We start from the raw sequence: 15,216 nt of genomic DNA, 5'->3' as shown, positions 1-15,216 counted from the left end.
TCAGCTGACGCTCGCGGCGCGGGCGGTGTACGAGTCGACGATCGGTGCCGACTCCGGTCCGCAGTCGGTCCACGGACCGGCGAGCTGGTGGATCGCCACACCACAGGTGCGCAATCCGGTGTCGTCCGCGCCGGCCGGGTCGAGAATCGCCGAGAAGTGCGAAATCGTGGGGTTGTGTCCGACGATCAGGACCGACCGTACGGTGTCGTCGAGCCGACGGACGATGGTCTGCAGATCGTCCGCCGTCCCTCCGTAGAGCGATGGTTCGAAGATCGCGGGAACCTCGTCGCCGGCGGCCGACGCCTCTCGCCAGGTCTGCCGGGTCCGCTTCGCCGGTGAGCAGATCACCAGCTCCGGCCAGAGGCCCTGCCCCGCCAGCCAGTCACCGGCATGCGCCGCGTCGGAGTGTCCGCGCGGCGTGAGACCGCGTTCGAGGTCCCCCAGCGCGTCCGGCGGTTCCGCCTTCGCGTGGCGGAGCAGCACGATGGTACGTCGCGTCATGGTTACAGCTTGCCTGATTGGGCGAGAAGCCGCCTGGGTACATGAATCCGCGCCGCTACCTCGCAAGCGGCACGGTGCGGGCACAACGGTGCCGGCAGTAGCCAAGGAGGTACGAAGTGGGCATCGGCGGAAGCATCTTTCTCATCGCCCTGGGCGCCATCCTGGCCTTCGCGGTCGAAGCGAACCTGGGTTTTCTGGATTTGACCATCGTCGGATGGGTGCTCATGGTGGCCGGCGCATTCGGCCTGGTGCTGACCCTCTGGTTCTGGCAGAGCCGTCGCCGTACGGTGGTGACCCGTTCGGCGGCCGAGGAGCCGGCCGCCGTCGCGCCGGCGCAGCACGATCGGGTCGTGGAGGAGCAGTACCGGGAGGTCCGCCGCCCTGGCCGCCCGATGTGACGTCGGCGGTCTCACGTCGGCGGTGTGACGTCGACACATGGGTCGACGACGGTGACTCTTGCGGTGCGGACCGTGGGCTTTCCCCCAGCCCGGCGGTCCGCACCGGATTTTCACCACGGTCGTAGCGGCCGGCGTGGCGTTCGGCGTGGCGTCGGCGGGGTGCCCGCTGGTCAGGCGTACAGCGCGAAGTAGATCGCGATGTGGTGGCAGAGCGCGGCGATCAGCGTGCAGGCGTGGAAGAACTCGTGGTGGCCGAAGATTTCCGGCCACGGGTTCGGACGCCGCAGGGCGTAGAAGACCGCGCCGATGCTGTAGACGGCACCGCCGACGACCAGCAGCACCAACGCCGTCACTCCGCCGTGACGGAGGATGTCCGGCAGGACCACGATCGCGACCCATCCCAGCGCGATGTACAGCGGCGCTCCGGCCCAGCGCGGCAGATGCGGCCAGATCACCTTCATCGCCACCCCGGCGAGGGCCCCCGCCCAGACCACGGTCAGCAGTACGGCGGCGCTGCGGCCCGGGAGCAGTAGCAGGCAGAACGGGGTGTAGGTGCCGGCGATGAACACGAAGATCATCGAATGGTCGAGACGGCGCATCACCTGGTAGGCGCGTTCCGACCAGACCCGGCGATGGTAGAGAGCACTGGTGGCGAACAGGCCGCAGACGGTGAGGCTGTAGACCAGGCAACTCAGCAGCGGAGCCCAACCTGGTCGGGTGGCGGCCAGCGCGCAGAGCACGATCCCGCTGACCAGCGCGACGAAGAACGCGTACGTGTGCAGCCAGCCACGCATCCGTGGTTTTCCGATGTCGACCGGCTTGAGGCGCAACGGGGCTTCGGTGGTCACCCGGCCAGGTTACGCCTGCGTAGGTTACCCGTAGGTAGTGAGACGGCTCACGTCAGAGGTGACTCGCTACGGCACCATGGGCACATGCGGATCCGTACCGTCGGTCGACACGCGCTGCTCCTCGAATGGGCCGCCGCCGGTGCAGACCGCGAAGTCTGGCGGGCCGAGCTTTTCCGCCGCCGTGATCTCGGCGACCTCGACGCCGTCGACATCGTCCCTGGTGCCCGTACCATCCTGCTCGACGGCCTCGTGGACGTGACCGCCACCGCCCGCGAGATCGCCGCCTGGTCGCCGGCTCCGATCGCCGTCGCCGACCAGCACGGCCCGTCGGTGACCATCCCCACCCGGTACGACGGCCCTGACCTACCGGCGGTCGCTGATCACTGGGGCGTCTCGGCGGCGGCGGTCGTCGACCGGCTGGTCGACACCGAGTTCCGGGTGGCGTTCTGCGGATTCGCGCCCGGATTCGCCTACCTCGCCGGCCTACCCGCCGCTTGGGCCGTGCCCCGCCGACCCACGCCACGACCAGCGGTGCCGGCCGGTTCGGTGGCCTTGGCCGGCGAATACGCCGGCATCTACCCGACCGCGTCGCCCGGCGGTTGGCAGCTGGTCGGACACACCGACGCCGTGCTGTTCGACCTGGACCGGGATCCACCCGCCACCCTGACACCCGGCACCCGGGTCCGACTGGCACTCCGATGATCCAGGTCGTTCGGGCCGGCCCGCTGACCACCGTCCAGGACCGTGGCCGCCCTGGCTGGGCGCATCTCGGCGTGCCCCGAGCCGGGGCCCTGGACCAACCCGCGCTGGCTCTGGCCAACCGGTTGGTCGGCAACCCGCCCACCGCCGCCGGACTGGAGATCACTCTTGCCGGGTGCACACTTCGGACCCGTACCGCACAACTGCTCGCACTGACCGGCGCGCCCGCCGCGCTGCGGGTCGCCGGCCGCCCGGCGAGTCTCCGCGTGGCCGTGGCGGTGCCGGCCGGCGCCTTGGTCGAGATCGGCCCGGCCCGGTACGGCGTACGCAGCTATCTGGCCGTGGCGGGCGGAATCGCCGTACCCCTGGTGTTGGGCAGCCGATCCACCGACACCCTGGCGGGGATCGGTCCGCCGCCGGTGCGCGACGGTGACCTGCTGCCGGTCGGCGACGCGAACGGAACGTCGGTAGGTGCCGAAGGTGGCACGTCGGTCGGCGCCGACGCCGTTCCCTGGTCGGTGCCGGCCGATCCGATCCGCCTCGCCGTCCGGCTCGGCCCACGCGACGACTGGTTCACCCGGGAGGCGCTCGAGTGCCTGTTCGGTACGCCGTACACGGTCAGCGCGGTCAGCAACCGGGTCGGTGTCCGACTGTCCGGCACCTCCCTGGCGCGGGCCGTCGACGGCGAACTACCCAGCGAAGGTCTGGTGCTCGGCGCCATCCAGGTGCCCGCCGACGGTCAACCGTTGATCTTCCTCGCGGATCATCCGAGCACCGGCGGATATCCCGTCGTCGGCGTCGTCGACGAGGTCACCCCGCTCGCGCAGGCGCGGCCAGGTACTACCGTGCGGTTCCATGGACCTCAACGCAGACCTCGGTGAGGGCTTCGGCGTGTGGCGCCTCGGCGACGACGACGCCCTGCTCGACGTGGTGACCTCCGCCAACGTGGCATGTGGATTCCATGCCGGTGATCCGGCCACGATGCGGCGGGTCTGTACGGCTGCGGCCGCCCGTGGCGTCGTGGTCGGTGCCCAGGTCGGCTACCGCGACCTCGCCGGCTTCGGGCGCCGCCGGATCGACTACGACTTCGCCGAACTCCGCGACGACGTGCTGTACCAGATCGCCGCGTTGGACGGCTTCTGCCGGGTCGTCGGCAGCCGGGTGCGGTACGTCAAACCGCACGGGGCGCTGTACAACGCGGCCTCGGTCGACGAGGAGCAGGCAGCGGCGGTCGTCGCGGCGGTCGTCGACTTCGACCCGGCGCTGCCGCTGCTCTGCCTGCCCGGATCGGTGCTCGCGCAGATCGCCACCGGGGCCGGGCTGCGTCCGGTCGGCGAGGGCTTCGCCGACCGGGGATACCTGCCCGACGGGCGGCTGGTGCCCCGATCGGCGCCGGGCGCGCTGCTCGACGACATCGACGCGGCGACCGCCCAGGCGCTGACGCTCGCGTCGCGTGGCGAGGCGACCGCCGTCGACGGCAGCCGGGTAGCCTGCCCGGTGGAGTCGATCTGCGTGCACGGGGACTCCCTGGCCGCGGTCGCGTTGGCCCGCCGGATCCGAGCCGCGTTGGAGTCCGCCGACGGGCCGGTCGTCGCGTTCGTGTGAGCGACCTGGTGTCGGCTCAGTCCGGTAGATGCCTGTCGGTGTCGGTGTCGGCCGCTGCGTCCGGTCGGTCGACGCCGCGCAGGATCAGTGGCAGCCGGTGGGCTCCGGCGGAGCCGACCCGTACCGGTACCCCCCAGTCCTGTCGGGTCAGGTGACACGCGGCGTGTTCTGCGTCGGCGTCGCAGGTCGCCGCCTGGGCCACCACCTGCAGTACGCCCGGGCCTGCGGCCGCATCGATGATCAACTGTCGGCTCAACTCGGTACCGACACCGGAACCGGCCGCCAGCAGTTCCGGCGGGTTGGCCGACACCTCCAGCCGGGTGGCCGGCCCGAACGTGGAATCCAGCTTCTGGCCGGGAGCCGGAGTGAAGATCACCTCCAAGGACACCGACCCGGGAGCGAGCAGGGTCGCGGGGCGCTCCGCGCGGTACCGTTCGCCGGCGACCCCCGTCGAACCCGCCGCCGACATCGCGCCGGCCGACGCCGAGCCGGCCGACGCCGAGCCGGTTGATGCCGAGCCGGTTGATGCCGAGCCGGCCGACATCGCGCCGGCGGCGGCGAGCGCACCCGGCGCGATCCGGGTCAACCGGTGCGCGCCGGATTCGACCACGAGCACCGCGCCGTCGTCTGCCACGACGACGTCGCTCGGTTCGGCCAGGCCGTCGACCACCGTGCCGACCCGGTCGGTCACCGGGTCGTAGCGCCGAACCGCGCCGTTGTAGGTGTCCGCGACCAGCACCGACCCGTCGGCCAGGACACCGACACCGAGGGGGTGCTGGAGCAGCGCCTGCGAGGCCGCGCCGTCCATCCGGCCGAAGTCGAACAGCCCCTGCCCGACGACCGTCCGCAGCTCACCGGCGGTGAGGCAGCGCAGCGCGCTGGTCTCGCTGTCGGCTATCCACAGTTGCCGACCGTCCGGGCTGACCGCCAGACCGGACGGCTGGGCCATCCAGACGTCGGGGATCGGACCGTCGCGCAACGACTCCACCGTGGTCCCGGCGTAGACGCCGGTGGTCCGCTTGATCGGGTCGAACCACCACAGCTGGTGAATCCCGGCCATCGCCACGATGATCCGACCGTCGTACCAGGCCAGGTCCCAGGGGGAGGACAGGTCGGCGGCGAGCGCGTCGTGCGGGTCGTGATCCACGGTAGAGCGCCACTGCCGTCCGGAACCGGCGATCGTACGGACCTCACCGGTGCCGTGTCTCAGACCGCGCAGCAGGTGGTTGACGGTGTCGGCGACCACGATGTCGTAGCCGACGCGGACGGCGACCTCCCGCGGCAGACGCAGCAGCCCTTGCGGCTCGCTGAACCGTGCGGTCGCGGCGTCGCCGTCGGTCCGGCCACGCTCGCCGGAACCGATTCGTCGGACCAGGCTCTCGCCGTCCGGTGCCAGCTCGGCCAGACTGTGTCGGGCCGAGTCGGAAACCAGGAATCCGCCGTTGTCGAGCGTGATCGCCTTGCCGGGGAACCGGAGAGTGCCCTCGACCGGCTCCGGCGGTACGTAGGGCCCGTCTCCCCGGTGCAGCGTCCCCTTGGCCTGGTGGATGCCGATCAACTCATCGATCTCCCGGGCGAGCCCGTCGGCGTGCCCCTCACCTGCCATGGTGGCCACCACGTAACCCTCCGGGTCGACCAGCACCAGCGTCGGCCAGGCCCGGGCGGCGTACTGCTGCCACATGTCCAGGTCCGGATCGTCGAGCACCGGGTGGGTCACGCCGTACCGTTCGACCGCGGCCGCCACCGCCGCCGGGTCCCGCTCGTGAGCGAACTTGGGCGAGTGCACGCCGATCACCACGAGTACGTCGCCGAGCTTTTCCTCCAGCGGACGCAGCTCGTCGATGACGTGCAGGCAGTTGACGCAGCAAAAGGTCCAGAAATCGAGCAGAACGATCTTGCCCCGCAGATCGGCGAGGGTGATCAACCGGCCGCCAGTGTTCAACCACTGGCGGCCCTTCAGCTGGGGCGCACGAACGCGCGGCGATGAGGCCATTTGATCACCCTGCCATGGCGGCCGACTCGAGACCGTACAGGCCCGATAGCCGGCAGGCCCGAAAGCCGGCAGGCTCGGCAGGCGTGTCCTAGCCGGTGGTTTCGGTGCTGGCCTCCGCGCTCGGTTCGGCCTCGGGATCGCCAGCGGGATTCGCGCCGGCTGCGGCTCGCAGGCAGAGTACCTGTTCCCGACCGGACTCGCCCGGCATCTCGATGTGTGGCGCGGCGGGATCCGCGCACTGATCGACCTGCTGGACCTTTGCGATGACCTCGAACGCGTTCGGCTCGGCGCAGTCCGCCGGCTGCGCCGTGTTGCCGGACTGCTTGACACACTCCCCGACGGCCGGGTTGAAGGCCGGCTCCCCCGGCGGGCGGGTGATCAGCCAGACCAGGGACAACGGGATCGCTACCAGGAGCACGGCGGCACCGAGGACCGCGAGCAGCACCCGTCCGTTGCGGACCTGAGGCGTCGGTTCGGGTTTGGCCTCCGCCTCCGCCGGTGCGGGCGCGTCCGGCCGGAACGCGTCGAACCGGTTCTGCTCCTGCTCGTCCGGGGCCCATTGGCCGGCATCCGCCGGAGCGGCACTGGCGGCGGCGTGTGGGACACCGGCTGGGCGCGGCGCGGCTGCCGGAGAGTACCCCACGCCCGGATGGCTGGTCGGTTGCTGGGCTGGTGGCTCCGGCGGCGGGAAGCCGGCGGTCCGACCGGACATGCCCAGGTCAGAGCCGTTGTGCCGGTGTGGCGCGTCAGGCGCGCCCTCGTCCAACAGGTCGCCGTAGGGTGCGGCACCGGACTGGCGGTAACCGCGAACGGCGTCAGCCGGACTGGTCGGCTGGATGTGCGCGCCGGCGCTCAGGTGCGGTAGTGCGAGTTGCGCGGCGTCCGGACCGGGTGCCTGCCGTCCGGCGTCGGCCGGCGGGCGGGGTCCGAACGGCCCGGTGGCGGCTGGCGGTGCCTGTCCGGTCTGGCCGGGGCGGGCCGGCAGGGGGTCCGGCCTGCCGTGCTCGGCCGGGGAGACCGGCGAGCCGGGCGGGGTGAAGGCGACGCCGTTGGGTGGGAAACCACTCCCTTGCCGGTCGGGTCCGGCCGGGCCGGCTGGCGCGGCCGGCTCGGCGGCTTCCGGGTCGACCGGTCGGCCGTACACCCGGGGGCGCGCTGGCGGACGACCGGCCGCCACCGCGGCTTGGTCCGGCGGTGGGGAGACGCGGTTGCCGGTGGGAACGGAGGCGATCGCGGTGACCGGCCGCACCGGCCCGCCGGCGGCCTCTCCGCCAGGGCCGTCTCCGGCTGCCCGCTGCGCCGCCGGGAACGAGGCCCGTTGGTCGGCCGGCGGCTCGTCGCGGGCCGGCGTCCGCTGTTGCGGTACGGCCGAAGGCTGCTGTGGCACGGGCACGGGCGCGGGTTGCTGGTGCGGCGGTGGCACGTGCCGCTGTGCCGACGGAGGCAGCTGCGCTGCGGCGGGTGGTGGCGGTTGCTGCGGTGGTGGCGGCACCGGTGAACCGCCGAGGGCGGCCGCGAGCGAGGCTCCGGGCACGCGTACCTCTTGCGGTGGCAGTGGGGTCGGCCCGGCGGGGTTGAACGGCAGGGCGGCACCGGGTCGCGGGGTCTCGGCGGCCCCGTGGCGGGGAGCGTCCGCCGGCGCGGCCGGCTGCTGGGGTTCCGGCGGTGTGGTGCCGAAACGGTTGGCCGGCTCGAATCCGCCCGCCGGTCCGAAGCGTGGCGGCGGGGGACCGGGCGGGAATGACGCTGGCTCGGGCTGGCTGGGTGGTGTGGGCCGATCCGGCTCGGTCCGCCATGCCTGCTGGGGCGACCACGGCTCGGCCGGCGGGATCGCCGGAGGTGGGCTCCAGCCGAGTTCACCAGGGGCCCGGTGGGTCGGCTCCGCCGGTGGGCCAGCCGGGAATCCGCCGCCGGGCGGCGGCGGGTACGGAGGCGGGGCCGCGTGGTGGCTCTGGTGGCCGGGCCGGCCCGGTTGGGCCGGGTGATCACTCGATCCTGGATTCCAGCCGCCGCCGACCGGCGGGGCCCACTGGCCGACTGGGTGGCCCGGGCCGTGGTCGTCGCCGGGCACCTGCTCGCCGCGTTGCCGCTGGCTACCGTAGGGCGCCGGTCCGCCGACGCCCGCCTCCTCCGGCTCCTGGCCGGGATGCTGCGTGCCCTCGGACGTCATGTGCGCCTCCTCCATGACATGTCAGCTGTGCCGGTGCGGGCCGGTGCCATTGGTCTGGTGACCAGTGACGCCAGCTGATCCGACCGGGCGAACTCCCCGACCTCGATGATCGGTTGTCGTCTGGCCGGGCAGCGTAGGACGCCGGCCCGGCGACCGGCCGCCTGCTGACCAAGTCTGGTCCGCAACGCGTCGAGTCGACTGAACGGCGACCGAACCACCGTACCGGGCCGCGCGGGAACCGAGGAATCCCGGTGCCGATGAAGTGGCGGTGGTGTCTGGGGGACATGGATGGGCGAAGGCGGGCGGTCGCCGGGCCGACGGGCCGGCCGGCCGCCGTCAGACGTACGCGGTCAGCGGTAGTAACGCTGGGCGATGGCGCGGATCTCGTCGCGGACGGCGGGCGAGTCGGTCGACCGCAGCGCCCGTTCGAGGGCGCGGGTACGGCGGGCGGCTTCCCGGTGTCGGCGAATTCGGTTGATCATAGACATAGCGGGATCTCCTGTGGATCTGGTGGCAGGCCGGGGCGGCCTCGTGTCTCCGCATTTATTGAAGCCCACCCACGAGCCGGATTGCCAACGATTCGAAGGTGAGACCCGACACTGTCTGAAGAAAAAACGGTTGCGATCCACTAGGGCCGGGGTTTATTAGGTCACCACGCAGAACGGCGTCGCTCCGAGTCATCGGAGCGACGCCGTCGGTCGCTGTTGCCGGGTGTCCGTCGCGGGACGCGGTCAACAACGGTGGGATGTCGTCAGGTCCAGGCGAGCAACGTCGCCTCGGGATCGGTCAGGAAGGCACCGATGTCGCGCAGGAACGCCGAGCCGAGCTCGCCATCGATGATCCGGTGATCGAACGAGAGCGCCAGCGTGGCGACCTGGCGTACCCGAATCTTCTCTTTGTGCACCCAGGGTGCCTTCCGGATGGCGCCGACGGCCAGGATCGCCGACTCGCCGGGCGGCAGGATCGGCGTACCAGTGTCCACTCCGAACACGCCGACGTTGGTGATCGTGATGGTGCCGCCGGTCATGTCCGCCGGCGCGGTCCGACCAGCCTTCGCGGTACGGACCAACTCCGTCATGGCTTCGGCCAGCTGGAGCAGCGACAGCCGTCCGGCGTCCTTGATGTTCGGCACGATGAGCCCACGCTCGGTGGCCGCCGCGATACCGAGATTGACGTAGTCCTTGACGACGATCTCGTCGCCGGCCCACGTCGAATTGACCATCGGATGCCGGTGTACCGCGAGCAGTACTGCCTTGGCGACCATCAACAGGGGCGAAACCCGCAGCTCACGCCATTGCGGCTGAGCCCGCAACCGATCCAACGCCTTGACCGACCGGGTCAGGTCGACGGTCAGGAACTCGGTCACGTGCGGCGCGCTGAACGCCGAGGCCACCATGTTCTCGGCGGTCAACTTCCGCACGCCCTTGACCGGGACGCGTCGTTCCCGATCCGGCCCGAACGACGAGACTCCGACGCCGGCCGTACCGTCGTCCGGTCCCGCCGATGGCGAGGCCGCGACCGTCTCGTCCTGACTCGCGCGCAGTACGTCGTCGCGGGTGATCGCGCCGAGCGGGCCGGTGCCGGTGACCGCGACCAGGTCGACGCCGAGATCCCGGGCGAGCTTGCGGACCGGCGGCTTGGCCAGCACCTTCGCCCCGACCGACGGCGCGGGCGTTGGGTTAGCGGTGACCGGGACAGGGGACGCCGTGCTGGATTCTCCACGTGGATCCACCGGCTCCGGTACGCCGGCGGACGCCGGAACCCGTGGTCCCGGCGGCGTGGCCATGGACGGTCCGGACGCCGGCCCCGGGCCTGAGCCTGCGCCTTCGGTACGGCGTGGACGACGTTTCGCCACCGTCGTGCGCGGACCGTAGCCGACCAGCACCGCCGTCCGCCCGCCCGGGGCAGGGCCGCCGATCAGTCCGGGCTCGATCGCACCGTCGGCGGGCGGAATCTCTCGATCGCCCGTTGATTCGGTCCCCGGTGCCGAGTCGGCCGGTGGCAGCGCTCCCGCCCCCGGGTCGGTGTCGATGGCGATGATCGCGGTGCCCACCTCGACCGTCGCGCCCTCCGGATGGAAGATCGCCTGTACCTGGCCACCCCATTTGGCGGGAATCTCCACCGCCGCCTTCGCGGTCTCCACCTCGACGATCGGCTGGTTCAACTCGATCGTCTCGCCGACCGAGACGAGCCACTTCAGGATCTCGCCCTCGGTCAGCCCTTCCCCCAGGTCCGGCAGGTCGAACTGCTTGATCCGTGACATCGCGCTCACCAACCGAACGCACGATCGACGGCGTCGAGCACCCGATCCAGGTCCGGCAGGTACTCCTCCTCCAACCGGGCCGCCGGGTACGGCGTGTTGAACCCGGCCACCCGCAGCACCGGTGCCTCCAACGAGTAGAAGCACTCCTCGGTGATCCGCGCGGCGATCTCCGAACCGAGCCCGAGGTTGGACGGTGCCTCGTGCACGACCACACAGCGACCGGTACGCCGTACCGACTCGTAGGCCGGGTCCAGATCGAGCGGCGACAACGAGCGAAGGTCGATCACCTCCAGCTCCCGGCCCTCCTCGGCGGCAGCGGTCGCCGCGTCCAACGCGGTGCGCACCATCGGGCCGTACGCCAGCACCGTCGCGTCACTGCCGGCTCGGACCGTACGGGCGGCGTGCAGCGGGTACGCCGTACCCAGCGGGGCCTCCAGTTCGACCGGAGCCTTCTCCCAGTACCGCCGCTTGGGCTCCAGGAAGATGATCGGATCGTCGGAAATGATCGCCTGCTGGATCATCGTGTAGGCGTCCTGAGGCGACGCGCAGGCGACGACCTTCAGACCGGCGGTGTGCGAAAAGTAGGCCTCCGGCGACTCCGAGTGGTGCTCCACCGCGCCGATCCCGCCGCCGAACGGGATCCGGATCACGATCGGCAGCTTCACCTTGCCGCGTGACCGGTAGTGCATCTTCGCCACCTGCGAGACGATCTGGTCGTACGCGGGGTAGACGAAGCCGTCGAACTGGATCTCGCAGACCGGACGGTAGCCACGGATGGCCAACCCGACCGCCGTACCGATGATGCCCGACTCGGCCAGCGGGGTGTCGATGACCCGGTCCTCGCCGAAGTCCTTCTGCAGTCCGTCGGTGATCCGGAAGACGCCGCCGAGCTTGCCGACGTCCTCGCCCATGATGATGACCTTGCCGTCGTCGTCCAACGCGCGGCGCAGCCCGACGTTCAACGCCTTGCCCAGGGTCAGTGTCTCGGCCATCAGTGCGCCCCTCCCTCGAACGACGCCTGGTAGCGCTCGAACTGGACACGTTCGGCGTCCAACAGCGGTGAACCGTGCGCGTAGACGTGGTCGAACAGGGTGCTCGGCTGCGGATCGGGCATGTCGAGCACCCGCTCCCGCAGGTGTACCGCGTCCCGCTGGGCCTGCGCGTCGACCTCTGCGAAGAAGTCGGAGTCGGCGATCTGCTGCTTGGTCAGGAAGGCGCGGACCCGGGCGATCGGATCCTTGGCCTGCCAGGCCTCCACTTCGCTGGCGATCCGGTAACGAGTCGGATCGTCCGAGGTGGTGTGCGCGCCCATCCGGTACGTATAGGCCTCGATCAGTGTCGGACCCTGGCCGTGCCGGGCGTTGTCCAGCGCCGCGCGGGTCACCGCGTAGGTCGCCAGTACGTCGTTGCCGTCTACCCGTACGCCGGGGAAGCCGAAGCCGGCCGAGCGCTGGTAGAGCGGGATCCGGGTCTGCCGCTCGAGCGGCTCGGAGATCGCGTACTGGTTGTTCTGGCAGAAGAAGACCACCGGCGCGTTGAACACGCTGGACCACACGAACGCCTCGTTGACGTCGCCCTGGGCCGACGCGCCGTCGCCGAAGTAGGCGATCACCGCCTCGCCGTCGTCGCCGCCGGTCTTGCCGTCCATCGTGATGCCCATGGCGTAGCCGGTGGCGTGCAGGGTCTGGGCGCCGATGACGATCGTGTACATGTTGAACTTGAACTCGTTGGGATCCCAACCACCCTGGTCGACGCCGCGGAACAGGCCCAGCGGCATGATCGGGTCGATCCCCCGGCAGTAGAGCACGCCATGTTCACGATAGGTGGGGAAGGCCATGTCCTGTGGCCGGAGCGCCCGGCCGGAACCGACCTGGGCCGCCTCCTGGCCGAGCAGGCTCGCCCAGATGCCCAGCTCGCCCTGGCGTTGCAGGGCGGTGGCTTCGGCGTCCAGCTTCCGCACGACCACGAGGTCACGGTAGAGGCCGCGGTAGTCCTCGTCGGTGAAGTCGACGGTGTACTCCGTACCGTCCGGTCCGGTGACCCGTTCGATGCGTTCCCCGTCCGGGGTGAGCAGCTGCACCAGCGCCGGGTCGGCGGCACCGCTCGCGGTCCGCCGCCGGGCCGTGGCCGGTCTGCCGCGGGTCGTGGTCCCGCGGTCACCTTTCGCCATCCGTCTCTCCCATCGTGTGTGCGTGGCAGCGGGGGTGTCCCGACCGCGCAGCTCGTCCTGCCTGCCGGCTGCTGCCGGAGCAGGTCCTCTCGCCGCGCCTGGCCCGGGTCAGGGTTGCCGCGCGGCACGGGCCGGATTCTGGCTGGACCCGGACCGGGAGGTACGACGTCGGGACCCGCCCGCCGCGGTGGAGGCGGAGGCGCGCCGACGGCGCCGTCTGGTCCATATTCGCAGAGGAGGTGAGGGGCGTCATAGGTCGGTCTGGACAAGCTGCCGCGATGTCCGCGTTACGCGGAAGTTGTAACCTGCCGCTGCGATTGGCCGAGTCCACTTCATCCGTCCGGTTCTGGTCACAATTCGTGCCGGACTGGAAAACTAACTGTCACTGATCCACGATATGTAGTGTCCGGCTCGAGCCGCCTGCCATGTCGGCCCCGTCCGGGATCGGATCGCTGCGACGACGAGGAGTCGAGCCGTGCCGCTGCCGCAGGACGGATCAGCCCGGTTCGCCGGGGTGAGTGGACCGAGTCGACGTTTCGCGCTGATCGTCGCGCTGCTCGTCCTCACCGCCTCGCTCCCGATGCTCGCCACCATTGGCGCCGGTTCGGCCACCGTCGCCGAGAACGGGCGCGCCCGAGGCTCCATACCGTTCCTCAGCCAGCCGTACGGCGGGCCGGTCATCGTGCTCCCTGACGATCCGACACCGACCGCTGGTCCCGGATCTCCCGCCGCTGGCGACATCGACGGCGACGATCCGTCGTGGTCGGGCGACCCGCACCCGGTACGGGCGGGCGGACCGAGCAGTCCGGATCACGCCACGCCACCCCGCGTCGGGCGGCCGGCGCCATCGTCACCCACGGACGTGCACCCCTCCGTACCGAGCCCCGGGCCGACGTCCCCGGACACCACATCTCCGATTCCTGACACCACCCCGTCGCCGGATGCCCCACCGCCCAGCACCGATCCTGAGGTGGCGGACCCGGAGGTGGCGGACCCGGAGGTGGCGGACCCGGAGGTGGCGGACCCGGAGGTGGCCGATCCTGAGGTCGGTACCGATCCCACCGTGTGCCCGACTCCGACTCCGATCCCGGACCGCACCAGCTGGTCACGGCCCGCTCCGACGCCGCACCCCGCGCTGGTCCGCCCGGCGGTCTGACCCCGGCACGGCCGGGTCAGACGGCGCCCGCATCGCCGTCCGTCCGACGACGCCGCCCGGCGGTGCTGCCGGGCGGCGCAGCGCCGCGCAGGCCGATGCGGGATTCGGCGGGCGGCGGGCGGCCTGGTATGAGCGAGGTCAGCTCTGGTCGTCGGCCAGCCGCTGCCGGTTGGCCTCGATCCAGGCGTCCAGCGCCTGCGGGTCGTTGACGTCGACGCCGTCGGCGAGGAGCTGGGCCACGGCCGCGGTGGCCGGGCTGCGTCGTTCACCGGTGGTGTAGAGACGGACGAACTCCGGCACCATTTCGTCGATGGCGGTGTCGGTCTGCTCGATGGCGGCCGTCGGCAGGCCGCGTCGACGACCGGCGTACGCTGCCCATCCCCGGACCACCCCCGGCAACATCGCCGCGTCGTCGATGTCCAGCACGGCGCGACGGTGCACCCAGTCGAGCAGGAACATGCCGGCCACGGCAGGGCTCCACCGCATCGGATCCGGGTCCAGGAGGCTCGCTGAGTGGTCGAGCACCAAACTCAGACAGAAATGCAACGACGCCAGATCCGTGGCGCTGGCCGGGTCGAGCCCGAACCGGGCCGCCTCCGGCGAGGCCAGAAACTCCCGGACCAGGACTGTCCGCTCCTCGGCCGGCAGCGGCTCGACCGCCGGTTCCGACACGGTTGTCGCCGGCTGGGGCAGGATCGCCAACCGTACGCCCACCAGGGCACGGTCGGTCGCCAACGATCCCTCGCTGGGGAGTTGCCCGAGTCCGTCGGTGATGGCCAGATGGCGGGTCACCTCGCCGCGCAAGGTACCGGGATCCTCCTCCCGGAACCAGGTCAGCTCGTCGTTGGCGCACATCTGGCGAACCTGTCCCAGAATCCGCTCGGCCGGGCCGCCGACGAAGACGTCCTTGGCGATGCCGATGTTGTGGTCGACCAGCGCGACGACGGCGTGTTCCGGCCCTCCGACGACAGCGTCGTCGTAGGCGAAGGTCGCCAGGTAGGAGGTCTGGTCGCCGTACACGTCGCCGTAGGCGTAGCTGCCGGTCAACCGCACCTGACCCAGCAGCCGGGACCACGGCGGCGCGGTGGTTCCGATCTTGATGCCGGCGGCGCCGGCGGCATCCGGCACCAGCCGGGAGAAGATGGTACGGATGGTGGTGGCGGCCGCGCTGCGTCGCCGTGAGGTGGCCGAGAGGAAGCCGGTGACGAACTCCCGGACGGCAACTGTCCGATCGGTCTCGGCGACGGCGTAGACGCTGCCCAGCAAAGCGGCGCCGAGCATCTCGGCATCGAGGGCGCATTCCAGCTTGGTCACGTCACGGGCGGCGGCGAGCACCGCGTCGTAGGGGGTCTCAGGCGTGGCCATGAATCGACCCTACGCCGCCGGACCCCGAGCGGCATCACCAGCGCGTTA

General features: G+C 71.2%; 13 protein-coding genes and 1 pseudogene. 5 read left to right on the top strand and 9 right to left on the bottom strand.

Going from position 1 to position 15,216, the window contains the following annotated elements; genetic code table 11:
- Entirely contained in the window at positions 1-501 is a 501-nt protein-coding gene (locus O7632_RS02225; RefSeq protein WP_278110999.1) for a histidine phosphatase family protein, read from the bottom strand.
- A 116-nt stretch (positions 502-617) separates the two neighbouring features.
- Between O7632_RS02225 and O7632_RS02220 the strand changes: the two genes are divergently transcribed.
- Positions 618-899 (top strand): DUF6458 family protein, encoded by a 282-nt coding sequence (locus tag O7632_RS02220; RefSeq protein WP_278110997.1) that lies wholly within the window; start codon positions 618-620, stop codon positions 897-899.
- A 170-nt stretch (positions 900-1,069) separates the two neighbouring features.
- Here O7632_RS02220 and O7632_RS02215 read toward each other — a convergent pair whose 3' ends face one another.
- Positions 1,070-1,747 (bottom strand): hemolysin III family protein, encoded by a 678-nt coding sequence (locus tag O7632_RS02215; protein ID WP_278110995.1) that lies wholly within the window; start codon positions 1,745-1,747, stop codon positions 1,070-1,072.
- Positions 1,748-1,831: 84 nt separating this feature from the next.
- Here O7632_RS02215 and O7632_RS02210 point away from each other — a divergent pair, with 84 nt between their 5' ends.
- From O7632_RS02210 to O7632_RS02200, 3 genes are read left to right on the top strand one after another with little or no spacing between them, the layout of a single operon-like run.
- On the top strand, positions 1,832-2,449 hold the full coding sequence (locus O7632_RS02210; RefSeq protein WP_278110992.1) for an allophanate hydrolase subunit 1: 618 nt from the start codon (positions 1,832-1,834) through the stop codon (positions 2,447-2,449).
- The gene (locus tag O7632_RS02205; RefSeq protein ID WP_278110990.1) at positions 2,446-3,327 is read left to right on the top strand and encodes a biotin-dependent carboxyltransferase family protein; all 882 of its coding nucleotides are present in this window, start codon (positions 2,446-2,448) and stop codon (positions 3,325-3,327) included. The genes O7632_RS02210 and O7632_RS02205 overlap by 4 nt, the downstream gene beginning before the upstream one ends.
- Positions 3,302-4,051 (top strand): 5-oxoprolinase subunit PxpA, encoded by a 750-nt coding sequence (locus tag O7632_RS02200; RefSeq protein ID WP_278110988.1) that lies wholly within the window; start codon positions 3,302-3,304, stop codon positions 4,049-4,051. Before O7632_RS02205 ends, O7632_RS02200 begins: the two co-directional genes overlap by 26 nt.
- A gap of 538 nt (positions 4,052-4,589) precedes the next feature.
- On the opposite strand, the pseudogene O7632_RS02195 reads toward O7632_RS02200, so the two are convergent.
- The 6 genes and pseudogenes from O7632_RS02195 to pdhA form a co-directional block, all read right to left on the bottom strand.
- Positions 4,590-6,044 (bottom strand): annotated as a pseudogene (locus O7632_RS02195) (redoxin domain-containing protein); the annotation flags it as partial.
- 88 nt (positions 6,045-6,132) lie between these two features.
- Positions 6,133-8,214, bottom strand: coding sequence for a hypothetical protein (locus O7632_RS02190; protein ID WP_278110986.1), 2,082 nt, complete (start codon positions 8,212-8,214; stop codon positions 6,133-6,135).
- 350 nt (positions 8,215-8,564) lie between these two features.
- Entirely contained in the window at positions 8,565-8,702 is a 138-nt protein-coding gene (locus tag O7632_RS02185) for a hypothetical protein (protein WP_278110984.1), read from the bottom strand.
- Positions 8,703-8,965: 263 nt separating this feature from the next.
- Positions 8,966-10,477: a 2-oxo acid dehydrogenase subunit E2 gene (locus O7632_RS02180; RefSeq protein ID WP_278110982.1), complete on the bottom strand. Its 1,512-nt coding sequence runs from the start codon at positions 10,475-10,477 to the stop codon at positions 8,966-8,968.
- A 5-nt stretch (positions 10,478-10,482) separates the two neighbouring features.
- On the bottom strand, positions 10,483-11,472 hold the full coding sequence (locus O7632_RS02175; protein ID WP_278119773.1) for an alpha-ketoacid dehydrogenase subunit beta: 990 nt from the start codon (positions 11,470-11,472) through the stop codon (positions 10,483-10,485).
- Positions 11,469-12,647: a pyruvate dehydrogenase (acetyl-transferring) E1 component subunit alpha gene (gene pdhA, locus O7632_RS02170; protein WP_278110980.1), complete on the bottom strand. Its 1,179-nt coding sequence runs from the start codon at positions 12,645-12,647 to the stop codon at positions 11,469-11,471. The genes O7632_RS02175 and pdhA overlap by 4 nt, the downstream gene beginning before the upstream one ends.
- A gap of 475 nt (positions 12,648-13,122) precedes the next feature.
- On the opposite strand from pdhA, the gene O7632_RS02165 reads away from it, so the two are divergent.
- Positions 13,123-13,803: a hypothetical protein gene (locus O7632_RS02165; protein WP_278110978.1), complete on the top strand. Its 681-nt coding sequence runs from the start codon at positions 13,123-13,125 to the stop codon at positions 13,801-13,803.
- Positions 13,804-13,941: 138 nt separating this feature from the next.
- Here O7632_RS02165 and O7632_RS02160 read toward each other — a convergent pair whose 3' ends face one another.
- The gene (locus tag O7632_RS02160) at positions 13,942-15,168 is read right to left on the bottom strand and encodes a hypothetical protein (RefSeq protein ID WP_278110976.1); all 1,227 of its coding nucleotides are present in this window, start codon (positions 15,166-15,168) and stop codon (positions 13,942-13,944) included.
- Positions 15,169-15,216 lie beyond the last annotated feature (48 nt).

It is taken from the genome of Solwaraspora sp. WMMD406 (genome assembly GCF_029626025.1).
Classification (GTDB): Bacteria; Actinomycetota; Actinomycetes; order Mycobacteriales; family Micromonosporaceae; genus Micromonospora_E.
Note: the sequence above shows the minus strand (reverse complement) of the source record. Positions and strands in the feature narration are given on the sequence as shown.